Source organism: Pseudomonas pudica (assembly GCF_015680405.1).
Taxonomy (GTDB): Bacteria; Pseudomonadota; Gammaproteobacteria; order Pseudomonadales; family Pseudomonadaceae; genus Aquipseudomonas; species Aquipseudomonas pudica.
Window position 1 is genome coordinate 37,696 of the sequence record NZ_JADLJS010000014.1, and the last position, 23,003, is coordinate 60,698.

The 23,003-nt window shown below is 63.0% G+C and carries 19 protein-coding genes; 4 read left to right on the forward strand and 15 right to left on the reverse strand.

Annotation, left to right across the window (positions count from 1 at the left end):
• Nucleotides 1-248 precede the first annotated feature (248 nt).
• Nucleotides 249-1,412: a type III PLP-dependent enzyme gene (locus IRZ77_RS12465; protein ID WP_015269027.1), complete on the reverse strand. Its 1,164-nt coding sequence runs from the start codon at nt 1,410-1,412 to the stop codon at nt 249-251.
• A 494-nt stretch (nt 1,413-1,906) separates the two neighbouring features.
• Here IRZ77_RS12465 and IRZ77_RS12470 point away from each other — a divergent pair, with 494 nt between their 5' ends.
• The 3 genes from IRZ77_RS12470 to IRZ77_RS12480 all read left to right on the forward strand — a co-directional run bounded on the left by IRZ77_RS12470 (nt 1,907) and on the right by IRZ77_RS12480 (nt 5,925).
• A complete protein-coding gene (locus IRZ77_RS12470) occupies nt 1,907-2,404 on the forward strand; it encodes a sigma-70 family RNA polymerase sigma factor (RefSeq protein ID WP_196173593.1) in 498 nt (165 codons plus the stop codon).
• A gap of 20 nt (nt 2,405-2,424) precedes the next feature.
• The gene (locus IRZ77_RS12475; RefSeq protein ID WP_196173595.1) at nt 2,425-3,387 is read left to right on the forward strand and encodes a FecR family protein; all 963 of its coding nucleotides are present in this window, start codon (nt 2,425-2,427) and stop codon (nt 3,385-3,387) included.
• 108 nt (nt 3,388-3,495) lie between these two features.
• Complete coding sequence (locus IRZ77_RS12480) at nt 3,496-5,925, forward strand: TonB-dependent siderophore receptor (protein ID WP_196173596.1); 2,430 nt, start codon at nt 3,496-3,498, stop codon at nt 5,923-5,925.
• A gap of 138 nt (nt 5,926-6,063) precedes the next feature.
• Here the strand turns inward: IRZ77_RS12480 and IRZ77_RS12485 are convergent, their stop codons facing one another.
• Genes IRZ77_RS12485 through IRZ77_RS12500 form a run of 4 tightly spaced genes read right to left on the reverse strand, consistent with a single transcriptional unit; the run spans nt 6,064 to nt 9,509 of the window.
• Nucleotides 6,064-7,221: an osmoprotectant ABC transporter ATP-binding protein OsmV gene (locus IRZ77_RS12485; protein ID WP_085600644.1), complete on the reverse strand. Its 1,158-nt coding sequence runs from the start codon at nt 7,219-7,221 to the stop codon at nt 6,064-6,066.
• Nucleotides 7,218-7,871 carry an ABC transporter permease gene (locus IRZ77_RS12490; RefSeq protein WP_046615795.1) on the reverse strand — a complete coding sequence of 218 codons (654 nt, stop codon included), beginning with the start codon at nt 7,869-7,871 and terminating at the stop codon, nt 7,218-7,220. Before IRZ77_RS12490 ends, IRZ77_RS12485 begins: the two co-directional genes overlap by 4 nt.
• A complete protein-coding gene (locus IRZ77_RS12495; protein ID WP_196173597.1) occupies nt 7,868-8,782 on the reverse strand; it encodes a glycine betaine ABC transporter substrate-binding protein in 915 nt (304 codons plus the stop codon). Before IRZ77_RS12495 ends, IRZ77_RS12490 begins: the two co-directional genes overlap by 4 nt.
• A 13-nt stretch (nt 8,783-8,795) precedes the next feature.
• Nucleotides 8,796-9,509 carry an ABC transporter permease gene (locus IRZ77_RS12500; RefSeq protein ID WP_046615793.1) on the reverse strand — a complete coding sequence of 238 codons (714 nt, stop codon included), beginning with the start codon at nt 9,507-9,509 and terminating at the stop codon, nt 8,796-8,798.
• Nucleotides 9,510-10,068: 559 nt separating this feature from the next.
• On the opposite strand from IRZ77_RS12500, the gene IRZ77_RS12505 reads away from it, so the two are divergent.
• On the forward strand, nt 10,069-11,652 hold the full coding sequence (locus IRZ77_RS12505; protein ID WP_003257876.1) for a peptide chain release factor 3: 1,584 nt from the start codon (nt 10,069-10,071) through the stop codon (nt 11,650-11,652).
• A 137-nt stretch (nt 11,653-11,789) separates the two neighbouring features.
• On the opposite strand, the gene IRZ77_RS12510 is transcribed toward IRZ77_RS12505, so the two are convergent.
• The 10 genes from IRZ77_RS12510 to IRZ77_RS12555 form a co-directional block, all read right to left on the reverse strand.
• The gene (locus tag IRZ77_RS12510) at nt 11,790-12,869 is read right to left on the reverse strand and encodes a polyamine ABC transporter substrate-binding protein (RefSeq protein WP_046615792.1); all 1,080 of its coding nucleotides are present in this window, start codon (nt 12,867-12,869) and stop codon (nt 11,790-11,792) included.
• 52 nt (nt 12,870-12,921) lie between these two features.
• The gene (locus IRZ77_RS12515) at nt 12,922-13,263 is read right to left on the reverse strand and encodes a cupin domain-containing protein (protein ID WP_046615791.1); all 342 of its coding nucleotides are present in this window, start codon (nt 13,261-13,263) and stop codon (nt 12,922-12,924) included.
• A gap of 32 nt (nt 13,264-13,295) precedes the next feature.
• Nucleotides 13,296-14,702, reverse strand: coding sequence for an NAD(P)/FAD-dependent oxidoreductase (locus IRZ77_RS12520; RefSeq protein WP_196173598.1), 1,407 nt, complete (start codon nt 14,700-14,702; stop codon nt 13,296-13,298).
• 63 nt (nt 14,703-14,765) lie between these two features.
• Complete coding sequence (locus tag IRZ77_RS12525) at nt 14,766-15,575, reverse strand: AraC family transcriptional regulator (RefSeq protein WP_046615789.1); 810 nt, start codon at nt 15,573-15,575, stop codon at nt 14,766-14,768.
• A gap of 372 nt (nt 15,576-15,947) precedes the next feature.
• A complete protein-coding gene (locus IRZ77_RS12530; protein WP_024086321.1) occupies nt 15,948-16,916 on the reverse strand; it encodes a peptide ABC transporter ATP-binding protein in 969 nt (322 codons plus the stop codon).
• Nucleotides 16,916-17,884, reverse strand: coding sequence for an ABC transporter ATP-binding protein (locus IRZ77_RS12535; protein WP_135002139.1), 969 nt, complete (start codon nt 17,882-17,884; stop codon nt 16,916-16,918). Before IRZ77_RS12535 ends, IRZ77_RS12530 begins: the two co-directional genes overlap by 1 nt.
• A gap of 10 nt (nt 17,885-17,894) precedes the next feature.
• Nucleotides 17,895-18,821: an ABC transporter permease subunit gene (locus tag IRZ77_RS12540; protein ID WP_025337799.1), complete on the reverse strand. Its 927-nt coding sequence runs from the start codon at nt 18,819-18,821 to the stop codon at nt 17,895-17,897.
• Between the two features lie 10 nt (nt 18,822-18,831).
• Complete coding sequence (locus IRZ77_RS12545) at nt 18,832-19,842, reverse strand: ABC transporter permease subunit (protein ID WP_012316108.1); 1,011 nt, start codon at nt 19,840-19,842, stop codon at nt 18,832-18,834.
• 91 nt (nt 19,843-19,933) lie between these two features.
• Nucleotides 19,934-21,544, reverse strand: coding sequence for an ABC transporter substrate-binding protein (locus IRZ77_RS12550; RefSeq protein ID WP_196173599.1), 1,611 nt, complete (start codon nt 21,542-21,544; stop codon nt 19,934-19,936).
• Nucleotides 21,545-21,621: 77 nt separating this feature from the next.
• Nucleotides 21,622-23,001: an OprD family porin gene (locus IRZ77_RS12555; RefSeq protein WP_046615787.1), complete on the reverse strand. Its 1,380-nt coding sequence runs from the start codon at nt 22,999-23,001 to the stop codon at nt 21,622-21,624.
• Nucleotides 23,002-23,003: the final 2 nt, after the last annotated feature.

A 23,003-nucleotide genomic window follows, 5' to 3' on the forward strand; every position in this document is an offset into this window, starting at 1 on the left:
CCGGCAAGCCAGCTCCCACAGGGATATCACTGCCCTCCAGACCTGTGCAGGAGCTGGCTTGCCGGCTCCCACAGAGATATCACTGTCCTCCAGACCTGTGCTGTACCTGTAGGAGCTGGCTTGCCGGCTCTCACAGGGATATCACTGTCCTCCAAGCCTGTGCTGTACCTGTGGGAGCCGGCTTGCCGGCGATAGGGCCGGTACAGGAAAGCACAAGTGAAAACGGGGCCTTGCGGCCCCGTTTTGCATTACAGGTAGTAAGCCTTCAGCGGCGGGAAGCCGTTGAACTCCACTGCGCTGTAGCTGGTGGTATAGGCACCGGTCGACAGCCAGTACAGGCGGTCGCCGATGGCCAGGTTCAAGGGCAGGCCATACTTGTAGTGCTCGTACATGATGTCGGCGCTGTCGCAGGTAGGGCCGGCGATGACCACTTCTTCGGTCTCGCCTTTCTTCTCGGTCCAGATCGGGAACTTGATGGATTCGTCCATGGTTTCGATCAGGCCAGAGAACTTGCCCACGTCGGTGTAGATCCAGCGCTCGACGGCGGTGCGCGACTTGCGTGCAACCAGGACCACTTCGCTGACCAGGATACCGGCGTTGGCAATCAGCGAACGGCCCGGCTCGAGGATGATTTCCGGCAGGTCGTCACCGAAGTCTTCCTTCAGGAAGCGGATGATCTCTTCGGCGTAGGTTTCCAGGCTGTTGGTGCGGGTGATGTAGTTGGCCGGGAAGCCGCCACCCATGTTGATAAGCTTCAGCTCGATGCCGTCTTCTTCCTTCAGGCGCTCGAAGATCACCTTGACCTTGGCGATGGCAGCATCCCACACGCTGATGTCGCGCTGCTGCGAGCCGACATGGAAGGAAATGCCGTAAGGCACCAGGCCCAGGTCGCGGGCGAGGATCAGCAGGTCCATGGCCATGTCGGTCTGGCAGCCGAACTTGCGCGACAGCGGCCAGTCGGCAGTGGTCGAGCCTTCGGTGAGGATACGCACGTACACCTTCGAACCCGGTGCGGCCTTGGCGATGTTGCGCAGGTCGGCTTCCGAGTCGGTGGCATACAGGCGCACGCCCTTCTCGTAGAAGTAGCGGATGTCCTTGGACTTCTTGATGGTGTTGCCGTAGCTGATACGGTCAGCGCTGACGCCGCGGCCCAGCACCTTGTCCAGTTCGTAGATCGAGGCGATGTCGAAGCTCGAACCTTTCTCTTTGAGCAGGTCGATGATTTCCACGGCCGGGTTGGCCTTGACCGCGTAGTACACCTTGGCGAATTCGAAACCAGCACGCAGGTCGTCGTAGGCCTGGCTGATCATCTGGGTATCGATGAGTACGAACGGGGTTTCCTGCTTGTCGGCGAACGCCTTCATTTTCTGGAAGGTGTCACGCGCGAAATAGTCTTCGACCTGGATCGACATGCTCAGGGACTCCATGGGCAAACTGAAAATTTAAGTGGCTGCAAACTGAACGTCCTCCGTATCCCCACTTTGGTTCGCCTACTCAGTACTTGAGCCGGATGGATCGTTTCCAGCATGGACGTTCGGCGCGCACTTTAGGGCGTGAAGAATGCAGAATCAACAGGCAATCCGGGCGTGATCGACGCGGATCGACGACCTGCCATTTGAATAACCGACCCATGTGACCGGCTGATGTTCCCGGCGAGGTTTCAAGCGTAAAAAATTGTGGAATGGGTGGTGTTGCGGCCGTCGCGGGTAAACCCGCTCCCACAGGGTTTCCCCTATCGCCGTGGCAGCGGGTTTGCCCGCCAAAGGGTCTCAGGTGTTCATATTTATGGCCACATTTTCCTGGCACCGCCGTGCATGAAAAAGACGATAAATTTTTTGTTACCGACTGGCGGAATTGCCGTGTTGGATGAGAAACATTACTATTCGCACCCTTGTCTGCCTCCCTGATGACCCCGACCGTGTCCGGACCCAAAGGCTTCCTCGACCACTACCACGAGCTGATCGGCACCTGGACGCGCAAGTTGCGCAGTCGACAGCAGGCCGAGGACCTCACCCACGATGCCTTTGTCCGGGTACTGGAAAACCCGCGCGAGCAGGTCGAGCAGCCACGCGCCTACCTGCACCAGACCGCACGCAACATTGCCGTGGATGGTTTCCGGCGTGAGGACCGCCGCCAGGCCCTGGAGCTGCAAACCTTCGACGAAGGCGTGGCCGGCAGTGATGACCCCGAAGCCTACGTGCATGCGCTGGAGCTGGCCGACAGTGTCGAGCGGGCGCTGGCCGAACTGCCGCTCAATTGCCGGCAGGTGTTCATCTGGCAGAAGCTCGAAGGCCTGACCCAGGCCGAGATCGCCGAGCGCATGGGGTTGAGCAAGAACATGGTCGAAAAGTATATGATCCGCACGCTCCGGCATCTGCGTGAGCACCTGGATGCGTCGGCATGATGAGTCAGGAGACCTTTTCGATGAAACAGCACGGTACCGATACCGTCCGCGAACAGGCGGCGGCGTGGTTCGCCCGGGTGCAGGATGCGCCGCGCGATGCCGGGCTGCAGGCGCAGCTGCATGCCTGGCTGGAAGGCGATGCACGGCACCGTGATGAGTACCAGCAGCTCGCCCGCCTGTGGCAGGCCGCCGACTTCATCCCGCGCCAGCGCCTTGAAGCGCTGTGTCAGCCGGCCCCGGTACGCCAGTTGCCACGTCGGCGCTTCGCGCGCCAGGCCTTGGCCGCCAGCCTGGCCGCACTGGCGTTGGGCCTGGGCTGGGGCGGCTGGCATTACCAGCAACTGAATCATCAGGGCAGCTTGCAGACCGCCTTCAACGAACGCCGCCAGGTCGAACTGCCGGATGGTTCGCACCTTGAGCTCAATGGGAGCACGCGAGTGCAGGTCGCTTTCAGCGCCGGCCAGCGGCATGTCCGGCTGATGGCGGGTGAAGTGATGTTCACCGTCGCCCATGACAGTGGCAGGCCGTTCGTGGTCGACACCGCGCAGGGTAGCGTGACTGTCACCGGTACCCGTTTCGACGTCCGTCTGGACCCAGCCAGCACCCGTGTGGCGGTGGAGCAGGGCTCGGTGCGTGTGCAGGGCAAGGGCGCCTCGCTGGCGCAGCTCACGGCGGGCCAGGGCTCGCATATAGATGCACAAGGCCAGGTGGCCGCGCCCTATGCGGTGAATACCGGCGCCCTGACTGCCTGGCGCCAAGGCCGGCTGGTGTTCGACAACGCCACCCTGGCCGAGGTGGTGGCCGAAGCTTCGCGCTACCGCAGCCAGCCGCTGCGGGTCGCCCCCGGCAAAGTCGCGCAGTTGCGGCTGTCCAGCACCTTCAGCACCGATGACACCGACGCGCTGCTGCGTGCCCTGCCGAGCATCCTGCCGGTGGCCGTCAAGGCCAACGGAGATGGCTCGCGCGAAATAATCGCGAAATAGATTCAGGTTTTTTTCCGCTCGTTCGTCTTCCCCGCCAGCTGCAACTGCCAAGCATTTCCATTTGCATGCAGTTGGCGTTTATTCCGTACTCCAGGAAGTCTCGACGACGTGAACAACAACAAGCCCTTCCCACGCTTCCGCGCCCTGGCGCTGGCCCTGGCGGTCAGCGCCGTGGCCGTCAACAGCCAGGCCGCAGAGGCCGGCAGCACTATCCAGATTCAAGCCCAACCCTTGGCATCGGCGCTGAACCAACTGGGCCAGCAGACCAACCTGCAGCTGTTCTTCAGCCCCGAGCTGGTGGCCGGCAAGCAGGCCCCGGCGGTTTCCGGCCAGCTGGCGCCCGAGCAGGCGCTGCAGCAGTTGTTGCAAGGCAGCGGCCTGACCTACGAGATGTCCCAGGGCACCGTGGTGGTGAAGCCGGCTCAGGCCGATGGCATCCTCACCACCGGCAGCCTGGAGCTGGCGCCCACCGACATCAAGGTGGTGGGTGACTGGCTGGGAGACGCCCAGCAGAGCGTGGTGCAGAACCACCCCGGCGCGCGCACCGTGGTACGCCGCGAGGCGATGGTGGAGAAGGGCGCAATGAACGTGCGCGACGTGCTGCGCGGCATCCCGGGTGTGCAGGTGCAGGATTCCAACGGCACCGGCGGCAGCGACCTGTCGCTGAACGTGGGTGTTCGCGGCCTCACTTCGCGCCTGTCGCCACGCTCCACGGTGCTGATCGACGGCATCCCGGCCGCCTTCGCGCCCTATGGGCAGCCGCAGTTGTCGATGGCGCCGATTTCCTCGGGCAATCTCGACAGCATCGACGTGGTGCGTGGCGCCGGTTCCGTGCGTTATGGCCCGCAGAACGTCGGTGGGGTGATCAACTTCGTTACCCGGGCGATCCCGGAGAAGGCCTCGGCGGAGCTGTCCACCACCCTGGAAACCTCCCAGCACGGAGGCTGGAAGCATACCGAGTCGGCCTTCGTCGGCGGCACGGCGGACAACGGCATGGGCGTGGCGCTGCTGTACACCGGGGTGAATGGCAACGGCTACCGTGAAAGCAACAACGGCAACGACATCGACGACGTCATCCTCAAGACCCACTGGGCGCCGACCGACGTTGACGAGTTCTGGCTCAACTTCCACTACTACGACGGCCGCGCCGACATGCCTGGCGGTCTGACCCAGGCGCAGTACGACAGCAACCCTTACCAGTCGCTGCGCGACTACGACTACTTTGCCGGTCGGCGCAAGGACGTGTCGTTCAAGTGGCAGCGCCAGCTCGACGACGCCACCCAGTTCGAAGTGCTGACCTACTACACCGACAGCTTCCGCGGCAGCGCCATTGCCTCGCGCGACATGAAGACCCTGTCGTCGTACCCGCGCAACTACCACACCTTCGCCATCGAACCGCGGCTGTCGCGGATCTTCTTCGCCGGCCCGACCACCCAGGAAGTCAGCGTGGGCTACCGCTACCTGAAGGAAGCGATGCGTGAACAGTCGACCCGCCTGGCGCTGAGCGACAACGTGCCGACGCCAACCCCGACCTCCGACGGCCATGTATTCCAGGACCGCAGTGGCGGTACCGAGGCAAGTGCCTACTACATCGACGACAAGATCGACGTGGGTAACTGGACCATCACCCCGGGTATCCGTTTCGAGCACATCAACACCGATTGGCGCGACCGCCCGGTGCTCGGTGCCAACGGCCAGCCGGTGCCGGAGAAGAAACGCAGCATCACCAGCAACGAGCCGCTACCGGCCCTGAGCGTGATGTACCACCTCTCCGATGCGTGGAAGTTGTTCGCCAACTACGAGACCTCGTTCGGCAGCCTGCAGTACTTCCAGCTGGGCCAGGGTGGTACTGGCAACAGCACGGCCAATGGCCTGGAGCCGGAAAAGGCCAAGACCTACGAGCTCGGTACCCGCTATGACAATGGTGGCTTTGCCGGTGAGCTGACGGCGTTCTACATCGACTTCGACGACGAACTGCAGTACATCAGCAACGATGTGGGTTGGACCAACCTCGGCGCGACCAAGCACCAGGGTATCGAGGCTTCGGTGCGCTATGACCTGGACGGGCTGGACCCGCGCCTGGAAGGGCTGTCGGTGAGCGGTGGCTACACCTATACCCGCGCTACTTATGAAGGTGACATTCCTGGCTTCAAGGGCCGTGACCTGCCGTTCTATTCACGCCAGGTGGCCACTGCCGGGGTGCGTTACGCAGTCAACCACTGGACCTGGAACCTGGATGCCTACGCCCAATCCAAGCAGCGCGCGCCGGGTACCGGGATCAATGCCGATGGCAGCTTCAACGGCGACTACATCACCGAGCCGAGTGCGGACGGGCAGTACGGCGATATTCCGGGTTACGTGACCTGGCATGCCCGTGGCGGCTATGAGTTCGGGCCCCAGATGTCCAACCTGAAGTTGGCGGCGGGGGTGAAGAACCTGTTCGACAAGCAGTACTTCACCCGCTCCAGCGACAACAATGCCGGCATCTATGTGGGTGAACCGCGCACCTTCTATGTGCAGGCCAGTGTAGGGTTCTGAGCCGAGATCGCCGGGGCCGCTGTGCGGCCCATCGCGACACAAGGCCGCTCCCACAGGTACCGCGTCAAGCCCGAGGCTGATGCTGTACTTGTGGGAGCGGCCTTGTGTCGCGAAAGGGGCGCACAGCGCCCCCAGGGATTAAGAAACCACCGCCTCGGCCGGCGAGACAATGCAGGTCTTTGCTCCGCGCGAACGCCCCGAACTCAGGTAAGCCGCAATCGACTCCTGCGTCACCTCGCCCAGGAACACCTGCTCGGCATCCAGCACCGGCAGCCACGCCCGGTTGAACTCGTACATCCGCGACAACAGGATGCGCAAATGTTCATCATGCGACGCCGTGGCATTGAACGGCCGCAGGAAGTCGCCACAAGTCCCTTGCTGGCGATGCATATCACGGCGGCGCACGTAACCCAGCGCCTTGTTCTGTGCATCGGTCACCACCACGTACCGGCGGTCGTGCTCGTCCAGTAGCTCCAGCGCATCGCTCACCGGCGTCTGCGGGCTTACCGACGGCGCATTGTCTGCCGCATCCTCCGCACGCACCAGCAGCAGGCGTTTCAGGGTGCTGTCCTGGCCTACGAAGTTGCTGACGAATTCATCCGCCGGGTGCGCCAGCAAGGTGTCCGGGTGGTCCAGCTGCAACAACTTGCCGGCGCGGAAGATGGCAATCTTGTCGCCCAGCTTGATCGCTTCGTCAATGTCGTGGCTGACCATGATCACGGTCTTGTTCAACGCCCGCTGCATCTCGAAGAACTCGTTCTGGATCATCTCGCGGTTGATCGGGTCGACCGCGCCGAACGGCTCGTCCATCAGCAGCACCGGCGCTTCCGCCGCCAAGGCGCGGATCACGCCGATACGCTGCTGCTGGCCGCCGGACAGCTCGCGCGGGTAGCGCTGCAGGTACTGCTTGGGCTCCAGCTTGATCATGTGCATCAGCTCGCGGGCGCGTTCATGGCACTTCTGTTTGTCCCAGCCGAGCAAGCGCGGCACCACGGTGATGTTCTCCTCGATGGTCATGTTGGGGAACAGGCCGATCTGCTGGATGACATAGCCGATGTGCCGGCGCAGGGTGACCTCGTCCAGCCCGGTGGTGTCTTCGCCATTGATGAACACCTGGCCGGAAGTGGGCGTGATCAGGCGGTTGATCATTTTCAAGGTAGTGCTCTTGCCGCAGCCCGAGGGGCCGAGGAACACGCAGATTTCACCTTCGTTGACGGTGAGGCTTACCGAGTCGACGGCTTTGACGTCCTTGCCGTTGACGTTGAAGGTTTTGCTGAGGTTCTTCAGTTCGATCATGAGCGCAGTCCTTCTGGAGTCAGGGCACGTTGCAGGGTTTGCAGGAGCAGGTCGGCGATGATCGCCAGCAGGCTGACCAGCACGGCGCCGACCAGCAGCATCGACATGTCGCTGCGGCTGATAGAGGTGAGGATGAGTACGCCGAGGCCGCCAGCGCCGATGGTGGCGGCGATGGTCATGACGCCGATGTTCATCACCACGGCGGTGCGCACGCCGGCAAGGATTACCGGCACGGCGATGGGCAGTTCGACCATGCGCAGGCGCTGGCCGAAGGTCATGCCGATGCCGCGTGCGGCTTCACGGATGCCGGGCTCGACGTTGGTCAGGGCCAGGTAGGTGTTGCGCATGATCGGTAACAACGAATACAGGAACACCGCGGTAATCGCCGGTAGCGGCCCGAGGCCCTGGCCGAACCTGGAGTAGAACGGCAGCAGCAGGCCGAACAGGGCGATGGAAGGGATGGTCAGCAGCACGGTGGCGCTGGCCTGCAGCGGGCCGGCAAAGGCCGGGAAGCGGGTCATGAGGATGCCCAGCGGCACCCCGACCAGAATCGCCAGGCCCACGGCGACGCCGACCAGCATGATGTGCTGCCAGGTCAGTTGCAGCACCTGGGCCCAGTCGAGGTGGGCAAACGTGTCGAGCAGGCTCATGGCTGTACCTCGCTAGGCATTGGGTGCTCACGCAGGAAAGCGGCGGCGACCGTGGTCGGGTTCTGGTGTTCGACGTCGACCTTGGCATTGAGCTGGCGCATGGTTTCGTCATCCAGTTGCTCCGCCAGTGGCTTGAGCAGGCTGGCCAGTTTTGGGTTGGCGTCGAGTACCTGTTTGCGCACCACCGGCGCCGCGGTGTAGTCGGGGAAGTAGTGCTTGTCGTCTTCCAGGAGCTTGAGGTTGAACGCGTTCAGGCGACCATCGGTGGTGTACACAAGGCCTGCGAACACCTGGTTGTTGTGCATGGCTGTGTAGACCAGGCCGGCATCCATCTGGCGGATGTTGGCGCGCCCCACTTGCAGGTCGTACATCTGTTTCAGGCCTACCAGGCCGTCCGGGCGGTTGGCGAACTCGGTGTCCAGTGCCACCAGGTGGTTGCGATGGCTTTCGTCGCGCAGTACCTGGTTGAGGTCACTGATCGAATTTATCTGCGGATAAGCCTCGGCGACCTGCTTGGGCAGGCCCAGCGCGTAGGTGTTGCTGAACTTCGACGGGTTCAGCCAGATCAGGTCTTTCTTCGCATCCAGCGCCTTCACCCTGGCGAAGGTGGCCTCGGCACTGGGCATGCGCTCGTCGATATGGTTGTACGACACCAGCGACACGCCGGTGTATTCCCACATCAGGTCGAGCTGGCCGGTTTCCTGGGCCTGGCGCGCGATATTGCTGCCAAGGCCGGTGGTGACGCGAACGTCAAAACCGTTGGCGCGCAAGTATTGCGCGGTGATTTCGGCGAGCACGGTCTGTTCGGTGAATACTCGCGCGCCGATGCGGATCAGCGGTTTGTCTGCCGCCTGGGCGAATCCTGCGAACAGCACGGCGGCGCCAAGCAGCAAGGCGATTTTCTTGTTCATACGTTCCCTATCCTTATTGGGCCAGGCCACGTTCCAGCCAGCGCTTGCTGGAGAAACTCACCGCCGCGTCCAGCGCCAGCGCCAGCAGTGCGGTGCAGGCAGCCCCCAGCAGGAGCTGTGGCTGGTTGTTCAGGGCGATGCCGGGGAAGATCAGGCTGCCCAGGCTGTTGGCGCCAATCAGGAACGCCAGCGGTGCGGTGCCGACGTTCAGCGCCAGGGCCACGCGCACACCGCCAACGATGATCGGCACGGCGTTGGGCAGCTCCACCTGCCACAGTTGCTGGCGCGGGGTCATGCCGATGCCGGTGGCGGCTTCCTTGAGCGAGGTGGGGACGTTTTTCAGGCCCTCGTAGGTGTTGCGCACGATCGGCAGGAGGGAGGCGAGGAACAGCGCGAAGATCGCGGGCCCGGCGCCGATGCCGAGGATACTCAGGGCGATGGCCAGAACGGCCAGGGGAGGGATGGTATTGCCAACGTTGAAGAACTGCATGAAGCGCTCGGCTTTGTCGACCCGGTGCGGTCGACTTAACGCAATGCCGGCGGGGATGCCCACGGCCAGCGCCGCCGCCATCGAAGCCAGCACCAGTACCAGGTGCGCTTGCAGGTAGAACCCAAGATCGTCGCGATAACGCGCGATCGTGTCGATGCCGATCCAGTGGACCAGCAGGGCCAGGATGACGAGCACGGCGGCCCATCCCAACAGCCCTTTTCCGTAGCGTTTAGCCACAGGCGGACTCCTTGTGTTGTCGGCGAGCACACTTCTTGGTTGCCGGCCAGTCCTGGCGGCGGGTGGTGTGTTCGCGAGTAGCAGCGTGACGCACGCCGAAGGCTGCGATCAGGCCATGAGCCGAACCCCGTCGGGCCCGAAAATGCTGATGAAACCAGCTCCCCAACCGAAGCGGGTTGCAGGGGAGTGGACGTCTCCGTGGGCGTAAAGGTTCCCATCTGAGGCGGCATTTGGCCAGTGTTAATCACTGGTTATTCGGAAACTTGACGAGAAAAAGCAGCGGGTTGGTGCGCTGTAGGCGTTGAAATAACTGACCTTTGGCCATTTGTCGTGATAAAGCGGGTGGTTGTTGAATTTGTAATGGCAGTGCCGGCCTCTTCGCGGGCACGCCCGCTCCCACAGGGATCTCCACTGCTGTGCAAGCCTGTGCAGTACCTGTGGGAGCGGGCGTGCCCGCGAAAGGGCCAGAACAGGCACCGCCGGTTCATCAAGTTTTGGTCCCGGCCCAACTTCAGGTATGATATCGCCCCTTTTTAATCCCCCAGTCAGGCGATTTCCCATGACCAACCAGGCCGCCGAAGTCGCGAAGCGCCGCACTTTCGCAATCATTTCCCACCCCGACGCCGGTAAGACCACCATCACCGAGAAGCTGCTGCTGATGGGCAAGGCCATTGCCGTCGCCGGTACCGTGAAGTCGCGCAAGTCCGACCGCCACGCCACCTCCGACTGGATGGAAATGGAGAAGCAGCGCGGCATCTCCATCACCACCTCGGTGATGCAGTTCCCGTACCGCGAGCACATGATCAACCTGCTCGACACCCCCGGCCACGAAGACTTCTCGGAAGACACCTACCGCACCCTGACCGCGGTGGACTCGGCGCTGATGGTGCTCGACGGCGGTAAAGGTGTAGAGCCACGTACCATCGCCCTGATGGACGTGTGCCGCCTGCGCGACACGCCGATCGTCAGCTTCATCAACAAACTCGACCGTGACATCCGCGACCCGATCGAGTTGCTGGACGAGATCGAAGCCGTGCTGAAGATCAAGGCCGCGCCGATCACCTGGCCGATCGGTTGCTACCGCGACTTCAAGGGCGTGTACCACCTGACCGGTGACTACATCGTGGTGTACACCCCGGGCCACGGCCACGAGCGCACCGAAGCCAAGATCATCCAGAAGCTGGACTCGGACGAAGCCCGTGCCCACCTGGGCGACCAGTACGACTCGTTCGTCGAACAGCTGGAGCTGGTGCAGGGCGCCTGCCACGAATTCAACCAGGAAGAGTTCATCAACGGCCAGCTGACCCCGGTGTTCTTCGGTACCGCGCTGGGCAACTTCGGTGTCGACCACGTGCTTGACGCCGTCGTCGACTGGGCGCCGCGCCCGCTGGGTCGGGTTGCCCACGAGCGCACCGTGGAGCCTGTGGAAGAGAAGTTCACCGGTTTCGTGTTCAAGATCCAGGCAAACATGGACCCGAAACACCGCGACCGCATCGCTTTCATGCGCATCTGCTCGGGCAAGTACGAGAAGGGCATGAAGATGCGCCACGTGCGGATCAACAAGGACCTGCGTATCGGCGATGCGCTGACTTTCTTCTCGTCCGAGCGCGAGCAGCTGGAAGAGGCCTATGCCGGCGACATCATCGGGCTGCACAACCACGGCACCATCCAGATCGGCGACACCTTCACCGAAGGCGAGGCGCTGGGCTTCACCGGTATCCCGCACTTCGCCCCTGAGCTGTTCCGCCGGGTGCGCCTGAAGGACCCGCTGAAATCCAAGCAGCTGCGCCAGGGCCTGCAACAGCTGGCCGAAGAGGGTGCTACCCAGGTGTTCTTCCCTGAGCGCAGCAACGACATCATCCTCGGCGCAGTCGGTGTGCTGCAGTTCGACGTGGTCGCCAGTCGCCTGAAGGAAGAGTACAAGGTCGAGTGCGCATACGAGCCGATCACCGTATGGTCGGCCCGCTGGATCGGCTGTGACGACAAGAAGAAGCTCGAGGAATTCCAGAACAAGGCCATGGAGAACCTGGCCATCGACGGTGGCGGGCATCTGACCTACCTGGCGCCGACCCGGGTCAACCTGTCGCTGATGGAAGAACGCTGGCCGGACATCAAGTTCCGCGCTACCCGCGAGCACCACTGATTTCGAGAGCTTGCTCCTGATTTTCAGGGCCTGCTCCTGCCCCTTGTGGGAGCGGGTTTACCCGCGAATGCGTCGGTAAACTCAACATCGCATTCGCGGGTGAACCCGCTCCCACAGGGACCGTGTCAAGGCCGAAATCAATTCCCGGCCTTGATACTGGTCCAGATCCGCGTGCGAATACGGTCGATCTTGGCCGGCATCGCCTCCAGCGCATACAGCTTGCCCATCACTTCCTCGCTCGGGTAAATCATCGTGTTGCCCTTCATCGCAGGCTCCACCAGCCCGTCCGCCGCGAGGTTGCCATTGGCGTACTGCACATGGTTGCTGATGTTGGCCATCACCTCCGGCTGCAGCAGGTAGTTCATGTAGGCATACCCGGCCTTTTCATCCGGTGCATCGGCCGGCATGGCGACCATGTCGAACCACATCGGTGCACCTTCTTTGGGTATCGAGTAGCCCACCTTCACCCCGTTCTTCGCCTCCTCGGCACGATTCTTCGCCTGCAGCACATCCCCGGAAAAACCCACCACCACGCAGATATCGCCGTTGGCCAGGTCGCCGGTGTACTTCGATGAATGGAAGTAGCTGATGTAGGGCCGCACCTGCATCAGCAGCGCCTTGGCCTTGTCGTAGTCCGCCGGGTTCTGGCTGTGGTGCGGCAGGCCCAGGTAGTGCAGGGCGATCGGTAACAGCTCGGGGCCGTTGTCCAGCACCGCGACGCCGCAGCTTTTCAGCTTGCTCATGTACTCGGGCTTGAAGATCAGGTCCCAGGAGTCCACCGGGACATTGTCGCCGAGCACCGCCTTGACCTTGTCGATGTTGTAGCCAATGCCGGTGCTGCCCCACAGGTACGGGAAGCCGTATTGGTTACCCGGGTCATTTACCTCCAGTGCCTTGAGCAACACCGGGTTGAGGTTGTGCCAGTTGGGCAGTTGCGACTTGTCCAGCTGCTTCAGGGCCTTGCCCTGGATTTGCCGGGCCATGAAGTGGTTGGACGGGAACACCACGTCGTAGCCGGAGTTGCCGGTCATCAGCTTGCCGTCGAGGGTTTCGTTGCTGTCGTAAACGTCGTAGGTGGGCACGATACCGCTGGCTTGCTGGAAGTTCTTCAGTGTGTCGGGGGCAACGTAGCTGGACCAGTTGTAGATCTTCACCGTTTCGGCGGCGCCGGCCACGCTGGCGGCCAGCATCAGGGGGGCGAGAAGGAGCGTGCGCATGTCGGGGTTACCTTGCTTTGTCTGTTGTTATCGAAGGCAGGCGATCAGCGGATCAGAAAATCAGAACGTAAGTCTTGCGAACGGTCTCCTGGATATCCCAGGTGCCCGTGCTGTTGGCCGGTAGCATCAGTGCGTCTCCGGCTTCTATGAACAAGGGCTCTCCACCGTCAGGGGTGAAGGTGCAGCGGCCCTTGGTGAAATGGCAGAACTCCTGCTGCACGATCTGCCGCCGCCAGCGCCCGGGGGTGCACTCCCAGATGCCGGTTTCGACGCCGTCGCTGCGCTCCACGCAGGTGATCGACGCTACCGCCACGGGCTCGCCAAGCGGTACCGCAACGGGGCTGGAGTTATCAAGCACGACGCTGTCGGTGTTCTTGAAATGGGTGATGCTCATGACCGGTAAATCCTGTGTCGGGGAAAGGGAAGTCAGTGCATGAAGCCTTCCATGAAGTCCGCAAGATTGCTGGCAAGGCGCCGCCTCCACGGCGCGCTGGCGGGGTTGGCGAGGGTCCGGTCCTCGTGGACGAAGCTCTGGATGATTGCGTTGTAGCCCAGCCAGCGGCAGGGCTCGGGTGGCCAACTGGCCAGGCTTGAAAGCGGGCGGTTGTCGAGCACCCAGGGTTGCGCGGTCAGTTCGTTGTGCTGGTCGAGGATCAGCGCCGCCAGGGTTCGCCCGCCCAGGTTGGTGGCACCGACGCCTTCGCCGCCGTAGCCGCCGGCCAGGGCGATGCCGCGCTGGCGGTCGCAGAGCATGTGTGGGCGGAAGCGCCGTGCCATGCCCAGGTTGCCGCCCCAGGAGTGTGTGATGCGCACGTGCTTCAGCTGCGGGAACAGTTCGCCGAACAGGTAGCGGCGCAGCTCGATTTCCTGTTCAGTGAGGTTGAAGTTTTCGCGCAGGCGGCCGCCGAAGCGGTAGCCGCCACGGGCGCCGAATACCAGGCGGTTGTCGGCCGTGCGCTGGCCGTAGGTGACCTGGCGGCTGCTCTCGCTGAAGGCCTGGCCCTGGTTCAGGCCGATCTGTTCCCAGGTGGCTTCCGGCAGGGGCTCGGTGGCTACCAGCAGGCTCTGTACCGGCAGCTGATGCTTGCCCAGTGGCGGCAGGCTGACGGCGTAGCCTTCCACGGCGGGTACCAGCCATTGGCAGCGAATGCGCGCCAGCGGGGTGCGCACCTCACCCGGCTGCCAGTCGATGGCTGGGGTGTTCTCGTAGATGGGGACGCCCAGCGCTTCTACCGCCCGGGCCAGACCACGCGCCAGTTTGGCGGGTTGGATGGTCGCGGTATGCGGGCTGTAGATCGCGCCATAGGCATTGCTGACCCGCAACTGGGCGTCAAGCTGTTCGGGGCGCAGCCAGCGGTAGTCGTCCTCGGTCATGCCCTGGCGATAAAGGTTGTCGAGGTAGGTGCGCAGGCTGCGCTCCTGTTCCGGGTAGCGTGCGGCGCAGTACAGCACGCCGCCTTTGCGGTAGTCGCAGTCGATGCCTTCGCGTTGCAGCACGCCATGTACTTCATCGGGGATGGCATGCAGCAAGTCGATGCTGGCGCGGCGCTGCTGCGGCGACAGGGCGGCCAGCAGGCGGTCTTCGCCGAGCAGGTTGCCCATCAGCCACCCGCCGTTGCGCCCCGAGGCGCCATAACCGGCGATGTAGGCGTCGATTACTGCAATGTTCAGCTGCGGCGCCTGGCGCTTGAGGTAGTAGGCGGTCCACAGGCCAGTGTAGCCAGCGCCGATAATGCATACGTCCGCGTCCAGGTCCTCGCGCAGGGCCGGGCGGGCGCACAACGGCTCGTCTAGCTGGTCCATCCACAGGCTGAGCGTGCGCAGGGGTTGCATCGGGTTCGGCTCCACATCCGTCAGGTCTGTGGGCGATCCTAGTGGTGTCTACGGGCGGCTGTCTTACGTGCGTGCACGCAGGGAAATTTGCTTCAGGTATGCCTTGGGCGTAAGCCCGGTGTGCTCGCGGAAACACTTGTAGAACGCCGACAGGGAGTTGAAGCCGGCATTGAAGGCCAGCTCGTCGATCGTGGCCTCGATGCTGTCGTCATCGAGGCTGGCCATCAGGTGCTGCAGGCGGGCCTGGTTGACGTAGCGGTAGAAGCTTTGCCCGAGCACCTGGTTGAGCAGGTAGGAGATCTGGTTGCGGCTGTAGCCGCTGGCGTGTGCCACCTGCTGCAGGTCCAGCTCCGGGTCCAGGTAGGGGCGCTGGCGCTGGAAGTAGTGTTCCAGGTCCTGGGCCATGGTCGACAGTTGACGGGGCGACAGGCCCAGGCGGCTGGTGGCCGGGCGCGGGCCGTTAGTGGCATGGCCACTGCCGTTCCGGCGGACCAGCGTGGCGTATTCGTTGACCCGCCAGATCAGGCCGTCCTTGACGGTAATCGCCTCGCTGGACTGGAACGCAACCAGGCCGTCGCCGCCTTGGACCGTGACCTGGTACTGAATGAATGCTGTGCAGCCGTCCACGCGGATGCGGTCGCTGTGCACGATATCTTCGCCAGCTTCGTGAGGCAGGCAGGCGCGCACGTAGTCACGCAGTTCCTGATAGCCGAGCACGCGGTTCTGGAAGAAGTCGTGGTACTGAATGTCCGGGTGGTAGAGCGCAATGACACCGTCGAGATCGCGGTGCTTCCAGCACAGGTGGTAGCGAAGCACGGTGTCGGCGGTAAGCGGGGTCTGCTCGGGGCCGTCAGGGAGGGTGTGGGCGGTCATGAGCCTGATAGTGCATTGCAGAACACCCAGCTGCAAGGGTGCGGATCCGGCATATTGCACGGTTTTGCCAAGCGGCTTGGGGAGTAAACCGTTGATTCGGCTGAGTATGATTTTTTGACCGTGATGGCATGGCGCGTGCACCTGTCTGTTCAACATCGAACAAGGAGAAAGGCCATGCGCTCGATACTGCTCTGGATGATTGGGGTGCCGATTCCGGTGATTATTCTGATCTGGTTCTTCATGCATTGAGGATTTTAGGGGCCGCTTTGCGGCCCATCGCGACACAAGGCCGCTCTTACAGGAGATCGCAGTCCCTTGTAGGAGCGGCCTTGTGTCGCGATGGGCTGCAAAGCAGCCCCGGCTATCTAGAGCCTAAAGAAACTGCTCGGCATAGTGGCAAGCCACCTGCCGGGTACTCACCTGCCTGAGCGCTGGCACCTCCTTGGCACACCGCTCGGTCGCATACGGGCAGCGCTTGTGAAACGCACAGCCATCCGGCGGGTTCAGCGGGTTGGGCAACTCCCCGGCAATGCGGATCTTCGGCTTCAAAGGGTCTGGGTGAATCGCCGGCGTCGCCGACAGCAGCGCCTGGGTATAAGGGTGCAACGGCCTTTCGTAGATATCTTCTTTCGGCCCCATCTCCGCCGGCCGCCCCAGGTACATCACCAGCACCTGATCGGCTACATGCCGCACCACCGCCAGGTTGTGCGAGATGAACACATAGGCAGTGTTGAACTCCTTCTGCAAATCCATGAACAGGTTCAGTACCTGAGCCTGGATCGATACGTCCAGCGCCGAGGTCGGCTCGTCCGCCACCAGCACCTTGGGTTGCAGCATCATTGCCCGGGCCAGGGCGATACGCTGGCGCTGGCCACCGGAGAACATGTGCGGGTAGCGCTGGTAATGCTCGGGGCGCAGGCCGACCTGTTCCATCATCTTCTGCACTTTTTCTCGCCGCTCGGCCTTGCTCAGCGAAGTATTGATCAGCAGCGGCTCGGCCAGCTGGTCACCAATCTTCTGCCGTGGGTTGAGCGAGGCGTAGGGGCTCTGGAACACCATCTGCACGTCGCGGCGCAGTTGTTTGCGCTCGCTCTTGCTGGCGCCTTTCACTTCGGTGCCGGCAATTTGCAGCGAACCGGACGACGGCTCTTCGATCAGGGTCAGCGCGCGGGCCAGGGTCGACTTGCCGCAGCCGGACTCGCCGACCACGGCCAAGGTCTTGCCGGCCTCCAGTTCGAACGACACGCCATTCAGCGCGCGGACCAGGGCGTGGCCCTTGAACAGCCCGCGGGAGACTTCGTAATGCCGGGTCAGCTCCCGGGCGGATAGAACGACGGCCATCACGCCACCTCCTGGTTCAACGGGTAGTAGCAACGCACCAGGCCATGGGCCTGGGGATCGAGGGGCGGGCGCTGGTGCCGGCAGTTGTCCTGCACGTACGGGCAGCGCGGTGACAGCAGGCAACCTACGGGGCGGTCGTAGCGACCGGGGACGATGCCGGGCAGGGTGGCAAGGCGTTCGGCACCGATGCTGTGCTCGGGGATCGCCGCCAGCAACGCTTCGCTGTAAGGGTGGGCGGGCACATCGAACAGCTCCGGCACCTGGCCCACTTCCACGGCCTGGCCGGCATACATCACGCACACCCGCCTGGCAGTTTCGGCGACCACGGCGAGGTCGTGGGTGATCAGGATGAGCGCCATGTTGCGCTCCTTCTGCAGGTTGACCAGCAGCTCCATGATCTGCGCCTGGATGGTCACGTCCAGCGCAGTGGTGGGTTCGTCGGCGATCAGCAGCTTGGGCTCGCCGGCAATCGCCATGGCAATCGCCACGCGCTGGCTCATGCCGCCGGACAGCTGGTGCGGGTAGGCGTCCAGGCGGCTTTCCGCAGCCGGGATCTCGACCTTTTTCAGCAGTTCCAGGGCACGCTGGCGCGCGGCCTTGCCCTTCAGGCCCAGGTGCTGGCGCAGCACTTCCTCGATCTGGTAACCCACGGTGTAGCTGGGGTTGAGCGCGGTCATCGGGTCCTGGAAGACCATGGCGATGTCCTTGCCCACCACCTTGCGTCGCTGGCGACCGCTGAGCTTGAGCATGTCGGTGCCATCGAACGTGAGCGAGTCCGCGGTGATGCGCCCGGGGGCGTCGATCAGGCCCATCAGGGCCATCATGGTCACGGACTTGCCCGAGCCGGATTCGCCGACGATGGCCAGGATCTCGCCGGCTTCCACCGTCAGGTCCAGGCCATCGACCACCGGTACTGCATTGGCGTCGCCGAAGCGCACGTTCAGGTTGTTGATCTGCAACAGTGACATGGCGTTCTCCTCAGGCGGCGTTCTTGAGTTTCGGGTCCAGCGCATCGCGCAGGCCGTCGCCCATCAGGTTGATTGCCAGCACACTGAGCAGAATGGTCAGGCCGGGCAGGCTCACCACCCACCAGGCGCGCTCGATGTAGTCACGGGCCGAAGCCAGCATGGTGCCCCACTCCGGGGTCGGCGGCTGTACACCAAGGCCGAGGAAGCCCAGGGCGGCGGCGTCAAGGATGGCCGAGGAGAAGCTGAGGGTGGCCTGCACGATCAGCGGCGCCATGCAGTTGGGCAGCACGGTGACGAACATCAGCCGTGGCAGCCCTGCACCAGCCAGGCGTGCGGCGGTAACGTAGTCGCGGTTCAGCTCACCCATCACGGCGGCGCGGGTCAGGCGCACGTAGGATGGCAACGACACGATGGCGATGGCGATCACGGTGTTGATCAGGCCTGGCCCGAGGATGGCGACGATGGCCACCGCCAGCAGCAGCGAGGGCAGGGCCAGCATCACGTCCATCAGGCGCATGATCGACGGGCCGAGCAGTTGCGGGAAGAAACCGGCCAGCAGGCCCAGCAGGATGCCAGGGATCAGCGACATCACCACCGACGACAGGCCGATCAGCAGCGACAGCCGCGCGCCCTGGATCAGCCGTGAGAGCAGATCGCGGCCCAGTTCGTCGGTACCGAGAATGAACTGCCAGCTGCCACCTTCGAGCCACACCGGGGGGGTCAGCAGGAATTCGCGATATTGCTCGCTCGGGTCGTGCGGGGCGACCCACGGCGCGAACAGCGCGCAGAACACCACCAGGCACATGAAGGCCAGGCCCATCACCGCGCCTTTGTTGCGGGCGAAGGCTTGCCAGAATTCTTTGTATGGCGAGGGGTAGAGCAGGCTCTGGTCCACCGGGCTGACCGGTGTGACGGATTTCGGAATCGGGCTAGTCATGGCGAAGGCCTCAGCGCTGATGACGGATGCGTGGGTTGGCCAGGCCGTAGAGGATATCCACGACGAAGTTGACCAGGATCACCAGGCAGGCGATCAACAGGATGCCGTTCTGGACCACGGGGTAGTCACGGGCACCGATGGCTTCGATCAGCCACTTGCCGATGCCCGGCCAGGAAAAGATGGTTTCGGTCAGCACCGCACCGGCCAGCAACGTGCCGACCTGCAGGCCGAATACGGTCAGTACCGGGATCAGCGCGTTGCGCAGGCCGTGCACGAACACCACGCGGGCCGGCGACAGGCCTTTGGCGCGGGCGGTGCGGATGTAGTCCTCGCGCAGCACTTCGAGCATCGACGAGCGGGTCATGCGGGCAATCACCGCCAGCGGGATGGTGCCAAGCACGATGGCCGGCAAAATCAGGTGCATCACCGCGTCCTTGAACGCACCTTCCTCGTCGCTGAGCAGGGTGTCGATGAGCATGAAGCCGGTCTTCGGCTCGATGTCGTAGAGCAGGTCGATGCGCCCGGAAACCGGGGTCCAGCCCAGGCTTACCGAGAAGAACATGATCAGGATCAGGCCCCACCAGAAGATCGGCATGGAGTAACCGGCCAGGGAAATACCCATCACCCCGTGGTCGAACAGCGATCCGCGCTTGAGCGCAGCGATCACGCCGGCCAGCAGGCCGACGATGCCGGCGAACAACAGGGCGGCGAAGGCCAGTTCGAGGGTGGCCGGGAACAGGGTGAGGAACTCGCTCCACACGCTCTCGCGGGTGCGCAGCGATTCACCGAGGTCACCCTGGGCCAGCTTGCCGACATAGTCCAGGTACTGGACCGGCAGCGGCTTGTTCAGACCCAGGCGCTCCATGGCCTGGGCATGCATTTCGGGGTCGACCCTGCGCTCGCCCATCATCACTTCCACCGGGTCGCCGGGGATCAGGCGTATGAGCGCGAAGGTCAGCAAGGTGATACCGAAAAAGGTCGGTATCAGCAGGCCAAGGCGCCGGGCAATAAAGCTCAACATTGTCGGGGTTACCTCATCAGGCCGTGGGGCGATCAGCCCGCTACGGTGGTGCCGCCGGTTCCCGTGTGGGTTGCCGGCGGTCGTTGTTGTTCTACTTCACCTTGGTGGTGGCGAAGTTGTTATTGGTCAGAGGGTTGATCACGTAGCCCTCCACGTTGTCACGCATGGCGGTGAACATCTTTGGATGGGCCATGCTGATCCAGGGTTGGTCGTCATCGTACACTTTCAATGCCTCGTTATAGAGCCTTGCACGCTCGTCGTTGTCGATCACTTCGCGGGCGCGGCTGATCAACTCCTGGAACTTAGGGTTGCACCAGCGCGCATAGTTCTCGCCGCTTTTGGCGGCATCGCAACTGAGCAGCGGGCTGAGGAAGTTGTCCGGGTCGCCGTTGTCGCCGGCCCAGCCGGTGGACACCAGGTCGGCCTCGCCTTTCTTGGCCCGGCGCAGCATTTCGGCCCACTCCATCACGCGGATGTCCAGCTTCAGGCCGATCTGTTTGAGGTCGGCCTGCAGCATCTCGGCAGACAAACGCGGGTTGGGGTTGGTCGGGCCGCCGCCGTTGCGCGTGAACAGGGTGATTACCGTACCTTCGGGCACGCCCGCCTGCTTGAGCAGATCGCGCGCCTTGGCCAGGTCGCGGGGCGGGTTTCTGTTCTCGTTGTTGTAGCCGATCATGGTCGGCGGGTACGGATTCACGCCGACCAGTGCATTGCCTTTGCCGAACAATTGGTCGACATGGGTCTGGCGGTCGAAGGCCATGTTGATGGCTTTGCGCACGCGAACGTCGCTCAGGTATTTGTGTTCGGTGTTCATCGAGATGTAACCGGTGACCAAGGCCTCGATCTCCTCGACCTTGAGTTTCGGGTCCTGCTTGATCGACGGTACATCATCGGGCTTGGGATAGAGTGCCACCTGGCATTCGTTGGCGCGCAGTTTCTGCAGGCGCACGTTGCTGTCGGTAGCGATAGCGAAGACCAGCGCATCGGCAGGCGGCTTGCCGCGGAAATAGTCCGGGTTGGGCTTGAAGCGAACCTGGGCATCCTTGTTGTAACGCTGGAAGATGAACGGGCCGGTGCCGATTGGCTTGCTGTTCAACTCGGCAGCCTTGCCGGCCTTGAGCAGCTGGTCGCCGTACTCGGCGGAGTAGATCGAGGTGAAGCCCATGGCCATGTCGCGCAGGAATGGCGCTTCCGGTCGGTTAAGGGTAATCACCACGGTGTGCTCGTCGGCTTTGCTGACCGACTTGAGCAGGTCCTTGAAGCCCATGCTCTCGAAGTACGGGTAACCGACGCTGGTCTTGTCATGCCATGGATGGTTCGGATCGAGCTGGCGATTGAGGCTCCACAGGACGTCATCGGCGTTGAAGTTGCGGGTGGGCTTGAAGTAGTCGGTAGTGTGGAACTTCACGCCCTGGCGCAGGTGGAAGGTGTAGGTCAGGCCGTCTGCTGAAATGTCCCAGCGCTCGGCCAAGGCCGGCTGGACTTCGGTGGTACCGGGCTTGAAGTCGACCAGGCGGTTGAATACCGTCTCGGCAGAGGCATCGGCGGTAACCGCAGTGGTGTACTGGACGATGTCGAACCCTTCAGGGCTGGCTTCGGTGCACACCACCAGCGGTTTGGCCGCCAGTTGCGTGGCGCTGCCCAGGATCAGCGCTGCCAGGGCTAGGCGCAGCGGCAGCGATTTCATGAAAGCTTTCTGCATGGGTTGAAACTCCCTGCTTGCATTGATTCCAGCGTAGCCGCCACGGCCCGCAGCGAAGCAGGCCGTGGCGCCGGCGGTCAGAGAATGTTGAATGGAATGGTGGTCACCACCCGGAACTCATCCAGGCTGCCATCGCCCTGGGCCTTGCTGGCGCGGTGCGCGGTGTAGGTAGCACGGATGCTGGTGTCCTTCAGCGGCCCGCTCTGTACCGCGTAGCTGGTGCCGAAGCCCCACTCGTAGTGGGTTTCGCCATCCAGGCCGTTCACGTCATAGGCGGTACCGCGGTAATGGGTACCATCGATGCCCCAGCCGCGGGCGTTGTACAGGTTGAACTTCAGGCCCGGCACGCCGTACGGCGCCATGTTCAGCACGTAGGAGATCTGCAGCGATTTCTCGTTGGGGCCGTTGAAGTCCGACAGCAGCGAGTTGGCCAGGTAGATGCCGTTGGTTTCGTGCAGGTAGTCGAAGTACTCGTTGCCGTTGACCTGCTGCCAGGAGGCGCTGAGGGTGTGGGCCTGGTGGGTAAGGCCGAACGACAGGCTGTAGGTGTCGTTGTCGATATCGCCCATCTTCTTGCTGCCGGCGTCGACGGTCTTGTAGTAGTTCAGGCCAGTGCTCAGGCTGAGCACTGCGCTGTCGCCGAGCACGTGGTTGGCACCGAAGTAGTACTGGTTCCAGAAGTCGTCGACCTTGGTGGCGTACAGGCTGGTGCTAAGGCTCTTGAACGGCTGGTAGTTGATGCCGGCGGTGCTGGCGCGGTCGGTTTCAACGCCAGTGGCACTGTACTCGCTGCGGAACTTGCTGAGGCTTTGTTCGGTACGCGGCGAGACGCGGTCGAAGGTGCCAAGATCGAAGCTCAGGTTGTCGAATTCGGCACTGTGCAAAAACGCGCCCTGGAAGCTCGAGGGCAGGGCACGGTTGCCGATGTAGGCGATCATCGGCGTGTCCACCGATTGGCGGCCGACGGTGAGGGTGGTGTTGGACACCCGCGCCTTCACGTTGGCCAGGCCCATCTTGCTCCACTGGCCAACCGGGTCGCCGTCGCTGTGGGTCAGGGTGCGGTTGTTGGGGCCGGCGACGTCCTCGCGGTTCTGTTGCAGGGCGATGGCATTGTAGCCGGCGGCTTCGACGGCAAAGCCGACGGTGCCCTGGGTGAAGCCGGAGCTGTAGTTGAGGATGGTGCCCTGCACCCAGTTCTCGCGGCTGTGAGTGTCGTGGCGGGTGCCGTCGCTCTTGTAGTACTTCCACAGCGGGGCGCGTGCGGCGCGCTCGCGGGCATACCAGTTGCGGGTGCTGCCGGACAGGCTCTGGCCATCGACGAAGCCGCTGGCCTGTTCCTGCTCGCTGCTGCCTTTGAGGGTGATGGGCACGTATTCCTGGCTTTGCGGGTCGGCCTGGGCCACGGTGGATAAGGCACTGATGGATAACGCCAGTGCGGTCAAGGTGAATAGTCTCAAGG